17 protein-coding genes are annotated in these 16,087 nt (G+C 56.4%); 11 read left to right on the forward strand and 6 right to left on the reverse strand.

What is annotated here, in order from left to right; genetic code table 11:
- Positions 1-41: 41 nt before the first annotated feature.
- From A3224_RS07050 to A3224_RS07065, 3 genes are all read left to right on the forward strand, one after another.
- On the forward strand, positions 42-3,143 hold the full coding sequence (locus tag A3224_RS07050; RefSeq protein WP_067152904.1) for an efflux RND transporter permease subunit: 3,102 nt from the start codon (positions 42-44) through the stop codon (positions 3,141-3,143).
- A 581-nt stretch (positions 3,144-3,724) separates the two neighbouring features.
- Positions 3,725-4,069, forward strand: coding sequence for a GmrSD restriction endonuclease domain-containing protein (locus tag A3224_RS17235; RefSeq protein ID WP_067152908.1), 345 nt, complete (start codon positions 3,725-3,727; stop codon positions 4,067-4,069).
- A gap of 275 nt (positions 4,070-4,344) precedes the next feature.
- Positions 4,345-4,644 carry a hypothetical protein gene (locus A3224_RS07065; protein ID WP_067152910.1) on the forward strand — a complete coding sequence of 100 codons (300 nt, stop codon included), beginning with the start codon at positions 4,345-4,347 and terminating at the stop codon, positions 4,642-4,644.
- Between the two features lie 39 nt (positions 4,645-4,683).
- Here the strand turns inward: A3224_RS07065 and A3224_RS07070 are convergent, their stop codons facing one another.
- The gene (locus A3224_RS07070; RefSeq protein WP_082817429.1) at positions 4,684-6,306 is read right to left on the reverse strand and encodes a hybrid sensor histidine kinase/response regulator; all 1,623 of its coding nucleotides are present in this window, start codon (positions 6,304-6,306) and stop codon (positions 4,684-4,686) included.
- A 156-nt stretch (positions 6,307-6,462) separates the two neighbouring features.
- On the opposite strand from A3224_RS07070, the gene A3224_RS07075 reads away from it, so the two are divergent.
- The 3 genes from A3224_RS07075 (at position 6,463) to A3224_RS07085 (ending at position 9,574) form a co-directional block, all read left to right on the forward strand.
- Positions 6,463-6,780, forward strand: coding sequence for a helix-turn-helix domain-containing protein (locus A3224_RS07075; RefSeq protein ID WP_082817430.1), 318 nt, complete (start codon positions 6,463-6,465; stop codon positions 6,778-6,780).
- An 83-nt stretch (positions 6,781-6,863) separates the two neighbouring features.
- Positions 6,864-8,276, forward strand: a complete 1,413-nt coding sequence (locus tag A3224_RS07080) for an amidohydrolase (RefSeq protein ID WP_067152914.1) — start codon at positions 6,864-6,866, stop codon at positions 8,274-8,276.
- The gene (locus A3224_RS07085) at positions 8,273-9,574 is read left to right on the forward strand and encodes an amidohydrolase family protein (protein ID WP_067152916.1); all 1,302 of its coding nucleotides are present in this window, start codon (positions 8,273-8,275) and stop codon (positions 9,572-9,574) included. The genes A3224_RS07080 and A3224_RS07085 overlap by 4 nt, the downstream gene beginning before the upstream one ends.
- A 191-nt stretch (positions 9,575-9,765) precedes the next feature.
- Here A3224_RS07085 and A3224_RS07090 read toward each other — a convergent pair whose 3' ends face one another.
- The 3 genes from A3224_RS07090 to A3224_RS07100 form a co-directional block, all read right to left on the reverse strand.
- Positions 9,766-10,068 (reverse strand): YebG family protein, encoded by a 303-nt coding sequence (locus tag A3224_RS07090; RefSeq protein ID WP_067152918.1) that lies wholly within the window; start codon positions 10,066-10,068, stop codon positions 9,766-9,768.
- Between the two features lie 286 nt (positions 10,069-10,354).
- Positions 10,355-10,972 (reverse strand): LysE family translocator, encoded by a 618-nt coding sequence (locus tag A3224_RS07095; RefSeq protein ID WP_067152921.1) that lies wholly within the window; start codon positions 10,970-10,972, stop codon positions 10,355-10,357.
- Positions 10,972-11,574: a DUF924 family protein gene (locus A3224_RS07100; protein WP_067152923.1), complete on the reverse strand. Its 603-nt coding sequence runs from the start codon at positions 11,572-11,574 to the stop codon at positions 10,972-10,974. Before A3224_RS07100 ends, A3224_RS07095 begins: the two co-directional genes overlap by 1 nt.
- Before the next feature lie 152 nt (positions 11,575-11,726).
- On the opposite strand from A3224_RS07100, the gene A3224_RS07105 reads away from it, so the two are divergent.
- The 4 genes from A3224_RS07105 to A3224_RS07120 are packed head-to-tail and all read left to right on the forward strand — an operon-like array spanning position 11,727 to position 13,814.
- Positions 11,727-11,999: a hypothetical protein gene (locus tag A3224_RS07105; protein WP_067152926.1), complete on the forward strand. Its 273-nt coding sequence runs from the start codon at positions 11,727-11,729 to the stop codon at positions 11,997-11,999.
- Between the two features lie 53 nt (positions 12,000-12,052).
- Positions 12,053-12,880 (forward strand): DUF6249 domain-containing protein, encoded by an 828-nt coding sequence (locus A3224_RS07110; RefSeq protein WP_231902490.1) that lies wholly within the window; start codon positions 12,053-12,055, stop codon positions 12,878-12,880.
- 12 nt (positions 12,881-12,892) lie between these two features.
- Positions 12,893-13,447 carry a sigma-70 family RNA polymerase sigma factor gene (locus A3224_RS07115; RefSeq protein ID WP_067152931.1) on the forward strand — a complete coding sequence of 185 codons (555 nt, stop codon included), beginning with the start codon at positions 12,893-12,895 and terminating at the stop codon, positions 13,445-13,447.
- Positions 13,440-13,814: a hypothetical protein gene (locus tag A3224_RS07120; RefSeq protein WP_067152933.1), complete on the forward strand. Its 375-nt coding sequence runs from the start codon at positions 13,440-13,442 to the stop codon at positions 13,812-13,814. Before A3224_RS07115 ends, A3224_RS07120 begins: the two co-directional genes overlap by 8 nt.
- A gap of 30 nt (positions 13,815-13,844) precedes the next feature.
- On the opposite strand, the gene A3224_RS07125 is transcribed toward A3224_RS07120, so the two are convergent.
- On the reverse strand, positions 13,845-14,318 hold the full coding sequence (locus tag A3224_RS07125) for an LEA type 2 family protein (RefSeq protein WP_067152936.1): 474 nt from the start codon (positions 14,316-14,318) through the stop codon (positions 13,845-13,847).
- 161 nt (positions 14,319-14,479) lie between these two features.
- Positions 14,480-15,109 carry a maleylacetoacetate isomerase gene (gene maiA, locus A3224_RS07130; protein ID WP_067152938.1) on the reverse strand — a complete coding sequence of 210 codons (630 nt, stop codon included), beginning with the start codon at positions 15,107-15,109 and terminating at the stop codon, positions 14,480-14,482.
- 449 nt (positions 15,110-15,558) lie between these two features.
- Here maiA and A3224_RS07135 point away from each other — a divergent pair, with 449 nt between their 5' ends.
- Positions 15,559-16,071: a MarR family winged helix-turn-helix transcriptional regulator gene (locus A3224_RS07135; protein ID WP_082817431.1), complete on the forward strand. Its 513-nt coding sequence runs from the start codon at positions 15,559-15,561 to the stop codon at positions 16,069-16,071.
- Positions 16,072-16,087 lie beyond the last annotated feature (16 nt).

Raw genomic sequence — 16,087 nt, forward strand, 5'->3', positions numbered from 1 at the left:
GCGATGTTTCTGCAGGTCACTGATAAGAGTGGGAAAGCGTTGTGAAAATTTCTGATGTATTCATTCAGCGGCCTGTTTATAGCTGGTTGCTGATGTTGATTTGCTTGATCGGGGGCCTGTGGGGTGTGGTGGATATCGGCCGCCTTGAGGACCCCGCTTTTACTATCAAAGAAGCTCGTGTCTTTACCGCCTATCCCGGTGCTAGTGCGCGCAAGGTCGAAGAAGAGGTAACCGAAAAGCTCGAGGTTGCCATCCAGCAGCTGGGGCAGCTGAAGCGGATTACCTCCACGTCCCGTCCGGGGATGTCTGAAATCCGGGTGGAAATTGAGGATCACTACGATTCCGATGAGTTGCCGCAAATCTGGGATGAGCTGCGCCGCAAGGTCAGTGATGCCCAAATTGAGTTGCCCAGCGGCGCCATGGAATCCATTGTCAACGACGACTTCGGAGAAGTCTACGGGATTTACTACGCCGTGACGGGGGTGGGCTTTTCCCAGAGTGAGATGCGCGATATCACCAAGGTGATTCGCCGGGAGCTCCTCACCGTTGATGGCGTCGCCAAGGTGTCGCGCTCCGGAGTGATCGATGAAGTCGCCTATCTGGATATCGACGAAGCGCGTCTGGCGCAATTCGGCTTTTCCCTGGACGATCTGGCGCAGGTTCTGCAGACCGAAAGCGCCACCCAGCCGGTGGCCGAATTAGAAGGTCGGGATTTGCGTACCAGGATCCGGGTGGACAACCAGGCCAGCGATTTGGAGTCAATTCGCAATATTCTGCTCGGGGTTCCCGGTTCCACCTCCATGCTGGCGGTGCGGGATATCGCCCGGGTGTCGCTGGGTTACGATACGAATCCTGATTTTATTGCCCGTTTCAATGGCGAGCCGGCCATTTTGATCGGCGTAGCGGGCGCGATGAATACCAATATCGTGGACGTGGGCAAAGCCGTAGAAGCGAAACTGGAAGAACTGGCGCAAAGTCTGCCTCTGGGAATCGAGATTCAGCCGGTCTATGAACAGCACCGGGTGGTTGAAGATAGTGTCGATGGGTTCCTGTTCAACCTGATCTCTTCGGTGGCGATTGTCACTTTGGTTTTGTGCCTGTTTATGGGGTGGCGTTCCGGCGTTGTCGTCGGCACGGTGCTGGCGCTTACTGTTCTCGGAACGGTATTGATCATGAACCTGTTTGGTTTCAATCTGCAGCGGATTTCCCTCGGTGCCCTGATCATTGCCATGGGGATGCTGGTGGACAACGCCATTGTGGTGGCCGAAGGCATACTAATGGGGGTGCAGAAAAAAGAAACCGCGCAAAGTGCGGCAGCGCGCGTGGTACGCCAGACTTTCTGGCCCCTGCTGGGTGCCACGGTGATCGGGATCATGGCCTTTTCCGGTATTGGTCTGTCCAGTGATGCCACCGGCGAATTTTTGTTTTCCCTGTTTGCCGTGATCGGTATCTCCCTTTTGTTAAGCTGGGTGCTGGCTATCACCATCACGCCTTACCTCGCGCATCACCTGTTTAAGCCCGGCACTGACGCGGGCGCAGAAGATCCCTACGCGGGTCGCTTTTACCGGATGTACGCGCAGGCGCTTTCCGGTGCCTTGCGTCACCGGGGACGCACGGTAGTTGCACTCGTGGTGGTGACACTGGTGAGTTATTTTGCTTTTGGTTCTGTGAAGCAGGGCTTTTTCCCCAACTCCAACGCGCCCCTGTTCTATGTGAATTACTTTATGCCCCAGGGCAGTGATATCCACCGCACGGACAAAGCACTGCAGCAGGCGATGGAATATCTGCTGGCTCAGGACGAGGTGGTTTCCGTGACGTCGGTTGCAGGGCGGGGCGCGGACCGGTTTATGCTCACCTATGCACCGGAGCCGTCCAATCCCTCGTACGGACAGCTGATCGTACGCACGGAAAACCGCGATCAGATCCCTGCGGTGATCGAACGGGCGAAAGTGGAATTGCGCAACGCGCATCCGGAAGCCCTGGTGACATTTAAACGACTGGTATTTGGCCCGGGTGGGGGCGCGGACGTGGAGGTGCGTATTTCCGGCCCCAACTTTAACACGCTCCGGGCCGCTGCTGATGAGGTGAAGGCGATTTTCCGCAGCAAGGGACTGGAAGACATCCGCCACGACTGGCGCGATCGGGAGCCGACCATACGCGCTCACCTCGACGATGAGCGGGCGCGGGTGGCGGGGGTAACGGCGACTGATATTAGCCGCACATTGCAATTTGCCACTGAAGGCTACCGTGTTGGTGATTTTGAAAGGGGCGATCGCATTATCCCCATTGTTGCCCGCCTGTCCCAGGAGGAGCGCAATCAGGCGGGTGCCCTGCAGGATCGCCTGGTTTGGAGCCCGAATGAGCGCAACTATATTCCTGCCGGGCAGCTGGTGGACCAGTTCGAAACCACAGCCGAAGAGGGATTGATTCAACGTCGTAACCGGGTGCCGACGATTACTATTAGTGGTAACGCGCCGGATGGGGTCACTGCGATGGCGGCTTTTGCGCGCATTCGTGCGGAAATAGAGGAATTAGCTCTGCCCCAAGGGTACAAGATGGAGTTTGGTGGTGAGTACGAGCGTTCCTCGGATGCGCAAGAGTCCCTGGGCAAAGGTTTGCCACTGGGGTTCCTGGTCATGATTCTGACATCAGTGTTGCTGTTCGGTACTGTAAAGGAACCGGTGATTATCTGGCTGGTGGTGCCCATGTCACTGGTGGGGGTAGTGGTCGGTTTGCTTGTGTCCGGTCTGCCATTCGGGTTTATGTCACTGCTGGGCGTACTTAGTCTGTCCGGTATGTTGATTAAGAATGCGGTGGTGCTGGTAGACGAAATTGAGGTACAGACCCATGCGGGATTGCCGCGACTAACCGCGATTCAGCAGGCAAGTGTCAGTCGTCTGCGCCCGGTATTCCTGGCCGCGGCTACTACAATTCTCGGTATGTCCCCACTGCTGTTTGATGCCTTCTTCGCAGATATGGCGGTAACCATAATGGGAGGGCTCGGTTTTGCGACAGTGCTCACCTTGATTGCAGTGCCGGTGCTCTATGCAATGTTTCACAAGGTTCGCGCAGACGAAGTGGTTTCCTCACGCGATTCTCGGCAAACGGAGGAAATCCGGAAAGAATCCCCGCAGCCGGCATAGGGAATCTATGATGAAATTGCCTGAGTGCCGTGGTGGGTTTCGGGGCGTTCAGGCAATAGGGTGGCCATTTCGAAAAAGCGCGAGTGCTTCTCTGTGGCTCCGCCGGCTACCTCCTGGTATCCGACGGTTTCGAAATGTCCACCCCACCACCTGAGCTTCTCATTTGGGCGATATGTCTCTTTGTCGTCCAGGAGCCAATTAATCAGAGGCTCCCTATAAAGGAAAGAGTAATCCATTTTCCTAGTCCGTAGGACACAGTGAATTTTCGTTTGCCACCTTCCTGTCCGGTGAATTGATCGATACCCAAATAGATTGAAATTTCGTACGATTGTGCCACTTTTTTGATTGGTAGTAGTGGTATGCGCATTCGATCAATTTGTCGGCATTTTGCTTTTGTTTTATTCTTTTTTTCTGTTTTTTCGGCATCAGCGGCGTCCTACAAAAGATCCGAGTGGTTACCCCGTTGGTCGGATTTCGACGGTGATTGTCAGGACACCCGCCACGAACTTCTGATTCGTTACTCCCTGGCTCCGGTTACATTCACACGCGTCGATAATTGCAAGGTGGCTACGGGCCTGTGGATGGACCCCTACACCGGCCATTTTTTTACCAAGGCATCGGACCTGGATGTGGAGCACATAGTGCCGCTGAAATGGGCTCATGACCACGGCGGTGCCGGCTGGAGTCGTGCGCAGAAGCGGCGGTTCGCTGAAGATCCAGATAATCTTTGGTTGGTGGACGACGGTCACAACCAGAGTAAGGGCGATCGGGGCCCCGATGAATGGATGCCGCCCTATGAGCCGGTTGCCCAAATCTATGTGCAGAGGTTTATGGCCATAGTACAGAAATACGGGCTCAAGCCCACTTTGGCAGAAATTCGCCACTTCGAAACACTTGCGGCAAATTCACAGAGAACCTCCGGTTAACGATATCTTGTTTCTGATAGAGGGGGCGTCGGAGCTACAGGGGTGTACTCGTGCGGTTGTGAAATGCCCATCCCATTGCCTGAGTGCCTCCCGGTCTAATACGGCTATCGTGTGAATTAATCAGAGATTCTCCAGAGGGCATCTCTCGGATACAGGAGCGTATCCGAATGGGTTATAGGGACTCGGGACTAGAGTAGACGGGAGGTTCGGGAGGAAAACTACGCCGGCTATTGCTACGCTTATCGGGAGTGAGTGGATGCAGTTGTGGTGTGCTTATGTGGCAGTGGTTGCTCGCCACCAGTCTGCTGGTGCCGGTTTCTTTTGATACTCAGACGATAATCGTCGGACCCCAGCCGGGGGAAGGGCAGAGCCCTTATTTGAGTTTTTGCCAGCAACGATTTTACGAAGAGGAGGATGGCCGCCTGCTATGCAACTGGGCGGTCAACTTCAACTATGCCTGTTTTGTCTCCTATCCGAGTAATAAAGTGATTCAAGCCGGCGCCAAGCTGTCTGAACCGGAAGTAGTCGGCGAGTGTGATGATGGGGAACCGGTCATCAAATTATTGCACTACTGATCCGGATTGCGACCAGGGTGTCTGGTATACCGGTTAATGCTACAGATGTCCGGCGCTGGCCATTGCATCTATTTTTTCCTGGAGCTGCTCATAGGTAAAGGGCTTCTGGATATAATCCAGAATGCCATCGGTGAGCGTTTCCTGCACTTTGCTGTCGACGCTGTACCCGGTGGACAGTATCGCCTTAATTTCCGGGTTGATGCCTTTGAGAATCTTGAACAGCTGCTGGCCATCCATACGAGGCATGATCATATCCAATAATACCAGGTCAACATTCATGTAGGAGCGGCGGTAGAAATTGATCGCCTCTTCGGCACCCGCGAAAGTCCGTACCTGGTGGCCGTGCATTTCGAATAGCGTTTTTGAGTAGTTGCGCACTATGGCCTCATCGTCCACAACCATGATGCGGATTTTCCTCTCTTTTCCGGATGGTTTGGGGGACTGCCGTAGATGCTTGGCGCAATCCCTGATGATTGGCAGGTAGAGATCGAAGCTGCTGCCTTGCCCCTCGCTGCTGCGACAGCGGATAGCACCTTTGTGCAGGTGAGTGGTGCCGTAGACCGCGGCTAGTCCCAGGCCCGCACCACGGCCGCTTTCCTTGGTGGTGAAAAAAGGTTCGAAAATACGGCGGCGTATCTCTGCGGACATGCCTGTGCCGCTGTCACAGATGGTGATCAGCAGATACTCTCCAGCCTCAATCTCGAAATCGTAAATTTTGGTGGGACTGTCGATGGAAATATTGCGGGTGGAGAAACGGAGCGATCCTCCGTTAGGCATGGCATCCTTGGCGTTGATACCCAGGTTCAGCAGGGCGCTCTTCAGTTGCGCCGGGTCGCCCATCACGTGTGGCCGGCTGGCGTCCAGTTGCTGGCTAACGCGAATGCGCCGGTCGATGGTGCGTTCCAGTATGGCGCACACATCGCGGATAATTTCGTGGGTATTGCACTCTGTCAACTGATAGCTGCCTTTGCGCGCGAATGTGAGCAGTTGTTTGGTGAGTTCCGCCGCATGGTGCGCGGTGGTCAGAATATGGGTGCTGTACTCACCGAGACGCGGGTCGTCAGTAAGCTGTTGTATCGCCTCGGCATAGCCGATAATGCCGTGGATCATATTGTTGAAATCGTGCGCGATACCTCCGGCCAGTTCGCCGATTGCCTGCATTTTGTGCGCTTGGCGCAGTTCCTCTTCCAGGAGCCGTTGTTTAGTGATGTCGGTGCCGATACTGAGCACGCCGATGGCGTTACCCTGATCGTCGGTGAGTAGCTTGTTCGTCCAGGCGACCCATACCCTGCGACCGTTTTTGGTGATGTTTTCGTTGACGTTGTAGTGATGTTCTTCCGGGTGGTTACAGATTTGCTCCATTAGAGGGCGCAGGTCGCGTCCGGTGCTTTCGTTGGCGGGAACAATAGTGCCGACAACATGTTTGCCAATGATTTCTTCTTCGCTGTAACCGAAGAACTGTTGGGCGTATTCGTTAAAGAAGGTGATAATCCCGTTCTTGTCCCAACGCATAATGATGGAATTCGCATGTTCCACCAGCTCGCGATAGCGCTCTTCACTCTTGCGCAGCGCCTCGTAAATTTGCCGGGAATCTTGCAGTGTGACCGGGGGAGGAGCGGATCCCCAAGCCTCGCAGCTCAATACGGGTACTTTGTTATTCATGTCTTCCCCTTGGCCCCCTTCCTGGGTATTTTTTCGTCAGGATTCCACCATGAAGTAGTGACAAAGTCCAGATGGCAATTGCGAGTCAGAACACATTTTTTGCCGTTTCTTGGCACTCTATAATCCATCTCCAAATCACGTTGGATATTGTTTCAAATGCAATCGGTTAACACTCGAAAAATGCGGGAGCAACGGTTGCTGTGCCGGCTGGGGAAGCAGGTCCGTCACCTGCGCCTTGCGCATAATATTTCCCAGAAAGATTTGGCATCCGGTTCGGGCGTCGGACTCAGTACATTAAAGCGGCTGGAAAACGGTCAGGGGTGTAATCTGGCCGCTCTGGTGCAACTGTTGGTCGCGCTGAACTGTGACGACAAAGTTGATGTTTTGTTTGCGCAACTCGCGGAGGATGTGGCTGGCAGCCGGGCCGCGATTAGAAGCCGCGCATCTTCACCGCGCAAGGCGGTCGATCCCTGAAAGTAATCTGGCAATGGAAAAGTGATCGCGAGCTGATAAGATTTAACGAAATTATTTCGGTGATATACAAAGGAAGTCTGACTATGCAGCTTTATTCTCGAGCGGCCGGGCGCTGTATCGCTGCCCTGATTTGCGCTGCAGTACTGCTGCCGGGGTGCGGAGGAGGCAAGCAGGCGGAGGGGCATCGATCCACCGATTTCGCCCGCCAGAACGCTTTCCCGTCCACCTATTCCGTTAAACAGTCCCGTCCGGTGCTGATCGAGGGGGCAACGGTGCTGACTGGCACTGGTGAGCGTCTGGACAACACCGACTTGCTGCTGGAAGACGGCAAAATCGCAAGGATCGGCGATAACCTGGAAGCGCCAAAGGATGCACTGGTGGTGAAGGGTGCGGGTAAATGGGTGACTCCGGGTATTATTGATGCCCATTCCCATTTGGGGGACTACCCGGCTCCGGAAATTGAGTCCACTCAGGACGGCAACGAGATGACGGCGCCCAACACTGCGGAGGTTTGGGCGGAGCACTCTGTATGGACCCAAGACCCGCAATTTGCTCTGGCGCTTGCCGGCGGCGTGACCACCCTGCAGATTTTGCCGGGTTCTGCCAATCTGTTCGGCGGCCGCGGTGTTACGCTGAAAAACGTACCCGGCCGCAGTGTGCAGGAGATGAAATTTCCCGGCGCACCCTACGGCCTGAAGATGGCCTGCGGCGAGAACCCGAAGCGCGTCTACGGAAGCAAGGGCAGCGCGCCCTCCACGCGCATGGGCAATGTGGCCGGCTACCGTAAGGCCTGGATCGAGGCCACTGCCTATAAAAAGAAGTGGGAGAACTATTGGGAAAATGGCGGTGACATGCCGGAGCGTGACCTACAGTTGGAGACACTGGCTGGTGTGCTCTCCGGGGAAATTCTGGTGCACAACCACTGTTACCGCGGCGAAGAGATGGCCATCATGATGGACATCGCCGAGGAGTTTGATTTCCAGATTTCCGCTTTCCACCACGCCGTTGAAGCCTACAAAGTGGCCGACCTCTTGGCAGAGCGGGGCGTTTGCGCGGCTATGTGGGCGGACTGGTGGGGCTTCAAGCACGAAGCCTTCGATATGACGGAGGCCAACATCGCCATTGTCGACCAGGCCGGTGCATGTGCAATGATTCACTCGGATTCCGCCATCGGCATTCAACACCTCAACGAAGAGGTGGCAAAGGCCATGACGGCAGGGCAGCGCGCTGGCTTCGATATCCAGCCGCAAGACGCGGTCGCCTGGATGACTCTGAATCCCGCCAAAGCACTGGGTATTGACGACCAGACGGGCAGCCTGGAGAAGGGTAAGATGGCCGATGTCGTGGTTTGGTCCGGCAACCCTTTCAGTGTATACAGCCAGGCCGAAAAGGTGTTTATCGACGGCGAACTTATGTACGACCGCGCCGACAGGGCGCGCCAACCGCGCAGTGATTTTGAGCTGGGTATTCTCGACGCAGAGGGGGAACGGCTGTGAAGAAATTGTTTACAATTTGCGTCCTGACTCTGGGCCTGGCGACTGGCGTGGTCCGGGGAGAAACTGTATTAATCCAGGGCGGCAAGGTGCACACCCTGACGGAGAAGGGCAGCTTCGATGCGGCGGATATATTGGTTCGCGACGGCCGCATTGTCGCTGTGGGCCTGTCACTGGATGAGGATGCCGACCGCGTGATCGACGCCCGCGGCAAGGTGGTGACGCCGGGTGTGATCGCTCCGGTTTCAGAATTGGGGCTGGTGGAAATTGGCGCGGCGAGCGCCACCAATGACTATGCGGTTAACGGTGCAAGTATCGGCAGTGCCTTTGACCCGCTGCCGGCCTACAACCCAAAATCCACATTGATTCCATTCAACCGTGCTGGCGGCGTCACCCGTGCCCTGGTGTTTCCCGGCATCAGCCTCTGGGGCGGGGACAGCGATGGCCTGCAGCGGGTGTTTGCGGGCCGGGGCTTCGCTATCAAATTGAATGGGGCCTTTGACAGTGTGGTGAAGCGTAATCTGGCGCAAAAAGCGTACCTCGGGGAGGCTGGCGGACGGCTTGCCGGCGGGAGCAGAGCAAGCGCCTACGCCAAGATAGAGACGGCCTTGTTCGAGGCTCGGGAGTATCGCGATAACAGGGCGGCAATTCGCCGTGGCGACTGGCGCGAACTGAATCACAGCATTGATGACCTGGAAGCGCTGCAGGGGGTACTCAGTGGTGCGGAGCCCCTGCTGGTAACCGTCAACCGTGCCAGTGATATCCTCTGGGCTATTGAGCTGGCGGATGAGTACAATATCAAACTGGTGATCGCCGGTGCGGCGGAAGGCTGGATGGTGGCGGAGCAGTTGGCAGCTGCCGAGGTGCCGGTCATCATCGATGCAATCAACAATCTGCCCATTTCCTTCTCCACTCTGGGAGCCCGTCTGGACAATGCAGCGCTGTTGACAAAGGCGGGGGTCAAAGTGGCGATTAGTGGACCGGAGTACGCCGCGACGCACAACCTCTACCTCGCGCGTCAATCCGCTGGCAACGCGGTAGCCTACGGTCTTCCCTATGAAGAAGGGCTCAGATCAATTAGTGCCAATGTGGCAGAAATTTTTGGTCTTGAAAGCGGAACCCTGGATCCGGGTGCGGTGGCGGATATTGTTGTTTGGAGCGGCGACCCGCTGGAGGTGACCAGCTATGCCGAGGAGGTGTTGATCGATGGGGTGCCGCAATCCCTGGTAACCCGTTCAACCCGTCTGCGCGACCGTTACTTGAAGCCGCAGCAGGGACATCAGGTGGGTTACAAACACTAGCACCCTCTGATTTAATCTTGCAGTAATCGGTTTCGCGGCCCTCAGGCAATGGGATGGGCATATCGAAAATGCACAAGTAGGCCCTTCTATCCGGCGGCTTGGAAGTGCCTATCCCATCACCCTGCGCGAATTCGCAGCATAAAAAAGCCCGGTATTTCTCCGGGCACAAAGTACAGGGATGGAATTCTTACTTACTGGTTTGCGGCGAAAGGAGTGACACGGTCGTCTTGCATTTCGGACGCTGCACTCTCTTCTTGTTCTTCCAGCAGTAACTCTGGTTTGCCCTTGCAGGCTTTTGCCAGGTCCTCGCGGCGCTTGGCCAAGAGCAGACCGATTTCCTCTCCGGCTTGCTCCGGAATGCCGTCGATATGGCGCTCGATCAAAGAGGTGATATTGGCGGCCAGCTCCAGCATTTTGTCGTGTTCTTCGGCGTCTTTTTTGTTGTCGAACATTGCTCCGTCTCTATCGCATTTCCATACAGCTACTACGGCCATAGTTTGTCTCCGGTTATTTTGCGGCAGTTGATTGATCTGTATGAGTATACAGTATCTGTATAGATATTCAGTGTCAACTAAAGCGAGGGAATAGGAGGGGACTGTGGGGTGCGGTAAGTGGAGCGACGTTTGCGGTGGCTCGCCTGTGCGAAAGCGGAGAAGCTGTCATAATAGATGCGGAAGTTAGCTGTCTTTACTCCCCCCATCGGGCAGTTAGCTCCGACCCCGCAGTAAGACGTTTAAGGCCCGCAAAGCGGGCCTGTTTTTTATTCGGATTCGGTAGCGGCTAAATGGAAAATACCAATTTCGCCGCCAGGCCGATCAACAGGGCGCCAAACAGCTGCTGCATCCTGTGGCCGGTTGTACTGCGCACCCAGCCGCGGTTTCGCCCGGCGATTGCGATCAGGGTCACCAGGCAGTACCAGCCGGCGTCTATTCCCGCAGCCAGGGATACCATGCCCAGCTTGACTGAGAACGCTTGTTGCTCGGCAACGAATTGGCTGAAAAGTGCTGTAAAGAAGACCGCAATCTTCGGATTGAAAAAGGTAATCCCGAATCCCTGCATCGCCGCGCGGCCGACTGACAGCGCTTGGGCCGGGGAGCTTTCGCCCTCGGTAGTGGGTGCCGGTGCGCGAAGTGCCTTCCATCCCAGATAAATGAGCATGGCTGCGCCGGCCCACTGCAAGATGTTGAACAGTAGCGGCGAGTGAAGAATCAGCACGGCCAGGCCAAAGGCGGTGAGACCGGCGTAGATAGCGACCCCAAAGCCGTGGGCCAGGGCGCAGGCGAATCCATGGCGCACGCCAGCACCAGCACAACGCAGCACAATCAGCAGGCTGGGGCCGGGGGACATGGCGCCCAGGGCACAGATTCCCGCGAGGGAAAGCCAGGATATAAAGTCCATCAGAAGCCTCCGCCTTGTTCCAACCAACGTTGCTCCGCCGCTGTAGACGCGCGCCCCAAGGCCTTGTTGCGGTGCGGAAAACGGCCAAAATCCTCGATGACTTGCCGGTGGGCCAGGGCGTATTGGTGAAAGCGTTCCGACTGAACTGCAGTCTCGGCGTCATCCAAGTAATCGGCGTGCAGCCGGTGGAAATAAGCTACTGAGTGGTGTTGCATTTCCGGGTCCTCGCTGTGTTCCAGCGGCAGGCCGAGAAAGGCACGTTGATAGAGCCCCATTGTTTGGTCATCGCCCCGTTCTATAACGCCCCGGGCTGTCTCCAGCGCCTGCGGGTCACCGGCGAAGGCGCGTTCCGTTCCCCGATAAATATTGCGCGTGAACTGGTCGCAGACCAGTACCAGGGCCATTTCGCCCTCCAGTGTCTGGCGCCATTGGGAGAGCTCTCCGTTCACGGCCGCTTCCACAGTGTTTTGGAAACGGTCGGCGATAGTCTGGTCAAATGTTTCGTCAACCGCGAACCATCGTCGGCGGAGCTCGTCGCCGGGCATGGCATTAAGTTGTGCGCTTCCGAACCAGAAGGTCAGTATTTCATTGGGCGTTGACATGATTCGTCATTCCTCCGCTGGCAAGGGGTATTGCGACCTGTTTTGCGGCGGGTCCTGGGGCAGCTCGGGAAAGATTGTTTTGGCCACTGCATCCAAATGCCGCTTTGCCATCGTCCAACGAGCATACAAGGACAATCCGTCTGGAGGGGACTATGGTAACCGCTGGATCGCTGAAGAAGATACAATTCTGTGCCGGCTTGGCTCTGTTGTTGGGGGTGATGCCGGTGGGAGCCGGAGAGCTGCAACTACCGTTGCAGGAGGTGCGGCAGCAGCTGACCGAGCTGAGCGATGAAATCTTCTCGCGGAAGTTAAAGGAGCGCCGTGAGCGGCTTCGTCATACGCGAGATTGTCAGGCGTATACCGCTGAAAAACGGGAGTCCTGCGCGCCGGGCTTGCTACCGCGAGCGCGCCTGACGGTAATATGAATGAAATTTGTCCGTTAGTTCACTGAACAAGAGCACTGCATCGAGAGTAGAAAATGAGAGCGAGAGTCATTTACCCCTTGCGCGGCTGCGCACGCTGGTTGCTGGTTCTGGTGGTGGCGCTGCACGTTGCCACTGGTTGGGCGCAGGACACGTCTTCTGCGGATCCAGACGTACCCAAGCCCCCTGAGCCGGCAGCCGCCGGGGCGCCGGCCGCCGGGGTGCCGGCCGCCGATGCTTCGGAAGTGGAAAAGGTTGAAAAGCAGGTACGTATACTGCGCGACGAGCACGGTAACCTGACCATCAGGACCCGGGACGAAAACGGCGAGCGCAGTGAAGTGCGGGTGGATTTGGGCGAGGAATTCGGCGGCGCCTTGAGCCGGCGCATTATTGAGCGGCTGGAAAGCAAGGGCGTTCTCGATGAGAAGGGGTTGGTCGTCGAGGATGCGCTGGAGAGCGTGCCGAAAAATATCAGTATCGGGATCAGTGGCGACCTGGAAGATCTGCACGATCACCGCAGTTATAGTGGTAGCATGCAGTGGCTGACCGGTGTGGTGGCGATCCTCGCAGTGTTCGGGGCGCCGATAATGATCGTATGGCTGGTGACCCGCAACAGCTACCGCAAGAAGCAGCTGCTGATGGACAATATCAATCGCATGGTGGCCGAGGGCCGAGATATCCCGCCAGAGTTGCTGGACGCCATGGAAGGGGAGTCTCCCCGCAATATGAAGGATAGAGGTTTCACCCTGATCGCGGTGGGATTGGCAATCTTTATCTGGCTTACCGTCGCTGCCGGTCCCGAGGTTGGCAGCCTTGGCCTGATACCGCTGTTTATCGGTATTGCCCGCTTTATCAATTGGAAACTGGATAACAAGCAGGCGTAAGGGCAGGGGTGTATGGACCTCTCTGATGAGGATTTGATCCGGCGCGTCGTCGACGAAGGGGACCAGCGGGCCTATGCTCAGCTGGTTCGCCGCTATCAGTCCCAGCTGCGCTTTTCTCTTCGCCAGCTATGTGGTGGAGATCAGGCTCTGGCCGACGATATGGCCCAGGAGGCTTTTATCAAGGCCTACAAGGCGCTGCCGGCCTTTCGGGGGGATGCGCGCTTCAGTACCTGGCTGTACCGCATCGCATACAATCTCGTCATGAGTCATAAGCGCAAGAATGCACCAGAGGTCGATCAGGAAGCGGTGGACCGGGCGAGGTCCCAGGAAAGTGTTGAGGAATCTCATCAGCTCGGCATGGCGCGGGATTTAAATTCCGCAATGAGCGCGCTGAGCGAGGCCCAGCGCCAGGCAGTACACCTGTGCATGCAGCGGGGCTTTTCGCACGAGGAGGCTGCCAGCATTATGAAGCTGCCTCTGGGTACGGTAAAATCCCATGTCAATCGCGCGCGGGCCAAATTGCAGACGATGTTGCAGGCGTGGCGGGAGGATCTAGTCAATGGATAAATTTGAACAGCGGAAAGGCGGTACCGACACCTTGAGCGATTCAACCTTTCAAAGCAAAGATCCGGACTTCGACAGCTGGCTCAGCCAGCAGCTGCAGTTCAATGAGCCCTACCTGGATGACGACGGTTTTTGCGAACGCGTGATGGAGCAGCTACCGGCGCCCTCCAGGCGCGCCGAGCGCCGAGCCACCTGCATTCAATACGCAGCGGTTGTTGCCGCCTCCGCGATTGTTGCCTGGCAGTTCCCCTTTGGTGAAGTCCTCAGTGAGGCGGCTAGGCAGTCTATCAGTCTCTACAGCCTAATCGGCCTGGGTATTTTGTCCTCCCTTGCCGCCATGACCGGGGGCATTCTCGCCGCGCGTCGGTAGGGAGCCCTTTCCCATCGGCCGGCTGCGCTCTCACAGGTAAGGGCTCAGCCGCACCTCCCCGGTTCTGCGCACTTTGATCGAAGGCACGATCGACCTGCGCAGTCCCAGTTTCGCCTCCAGCTCATAAGGCACCCTATCACTGCGGCCGCCGATCAGTTCAGCGGCGGCAAATAGTGATCCCACCAGACTCGCTGTCGCATCCACCGCAATATCGCCCTGACCGTAGGCTGCTATGGTCGGGAGATCATTGGAAGTTCCGGTGATCACTTTATGCCCGGCCAAACTCAAGGTGTAGTAAAGGCCGGATAATGCCAGTTCCGTATCGTTGGGGTTGAATACCCGCAGGTGAATGCGGAAGCGCAGATCACTGCCGGGGCCGGGCGGCATGGGTTCGAGCGCAGTTACCTCGACTTCCGGCTGTTGGAAACCGGGAGAGAGGGTGGCACAACCGCCGATTAGCAGGGGCAGAAAAAATAACAAAAAAGGGCGGTAGAGTTTGGTCATAAATTATCCTTTGGGCGCCTCTGAACATATCACTCCCAGCGAAAAGAGTCCGCGGACCGGCGAGCGGTGCAAGCGATGGCGTTTTGACAACACCGGGAGCACTATTGTTCAAGGGGAGACCGGGGCGCGGCACATGGGCGCGCTGACGCCCCGCTTGTAGCTCATAGCGTGCTGTCAGGCTGGTTTTCCGGTCGTGCATCGACAAACGCCGCTATGTCACTGCAGGCGTTCATGATGCGGTGAATGGCGGGATACTCGGATATATCCATGCCGAAGCGTTGCGCGCTGTAAATTTGCGGTATCAGGCAGCATTCGAAGAGTCCCGGTCTATCCCCGCCCGCGAAAGGTGCCGGATCAAGCTGCTTTTCCAGCGCGGTAAATCCTTCATGGATCCAGTGCTGAATCCAGTGGATCTTCTGCTTATCGCTGATGGCGTACTCCGATTGCAGGTACTGAAGTACGCGCAGGTTTTGGACAGGCTGTATATCACAGGCGACGCTATAGGCCAGCGCGCGGACCTTCGCCCGTTTCAGCGGGTCGCCCGGCAGCAGAGGCGGCTCCGGATATTGTTCGTCCAACCATTCCAGTATTGCCAGAGACTGGGTGAGCACAGTGCGGCCATCCACCAGCGCCGGTACCAACCCTTGGGGGTTGAGCTTTCGGTACGTATCTCCCCGCTGTTCACCTTGTAAAAGATTTACTGGTGTGTAGTCGTACTGCAGCCCTTTTAAATTGAGGCCGATACGTACCCGGTAGCTCGCGGAGGAGCGGAAATAGCCGTGAAGTTCCATCTTGATTCCTTTTTCTGTTGTTTTGAGGCAAGCGGTCGGGCAATAGGAGTTTTTTGTTCCGGCCGCGAAGAGTATTGGCGGGGGCGTCCGCAGCGGCTTGACGACTGGTGTCGCCCTCGACGCGGGGGAAGTGAATCCAGTGCTTCATAAGCCACTCCCGTCTACTGATGACCCGAGGTGCCGCATAAGGTCCGGAGATATGTTTCGCTCGCCGCGCAAATAGTTATCGTCATAATGCGTTTTCGATACCAAAAATGGCGCGTAAAGCCGTATAATGCGCGGTCGATTTTGCCTGATGACCTGCGCCTTCCCTAGGGAAAATATCTGGCGGCGGTGGTTACAATTGAAACCAATGTTAGTTACATTTGTAACCCGGTACAACCTCGGGCTTCTGTCCGGGTGTGACACTGGTGGATACTCCCCAGAGTAATACAGGTTAGAAAACAGCCATGACGACTGATAATAATGTGCCCCAAATGCAAATGGAGACTGGAACCGCTGCGCGCGGCGATCTGCATCTGGAAAAATTTCTGCCCTACCGCCTGTCGGTGTTGTCCAACCGTGTGAGCAATGCCATTGCCCAGGCTTATGGAGCGCGGTTCGATCTGACGATTCCCGCCTGGCGGGTGATGGCAATTTTGGGGCGTTATCCCGGGCTGTCTGCGGCTGAGCTGGTGGAGCAGACAGCAATGGACAAGGTGGCAATCAGCCGCGCGGTATCGTCCCTGCTGAAAAACGACTACATTACCCGCAGCGAGGATCCGGCGGACCGCCGCCGCCAAGTGCTGAACTTGTCAGAGCTGGGGTGGAAGGTCTACGAGCGCATTGTGCCACTGGCGCAGCAGTACGAGAGTGATTTGATCTCATCGCTGAGTGTCGAAGAGCGCGAGCAGCTGGATGGCATTATCGAAAAGCTGATGAGCCGCGCTCAGGCATGGGCCGAGCGGGGTCTGATTGATTGACAAAAGAGCGAAGATT

Origin of the sequence: Microbulbifer thermotolerans, from assembly GCF_001617625.1 — a bacterium.
Classification (GTDB): Bacteria; Pseudomonadota; Gammaproteobacteria; order Pseudomonadales; family Cellvibrionaceae; genus Microbulbifer; species Microbulbifer thermotolerans.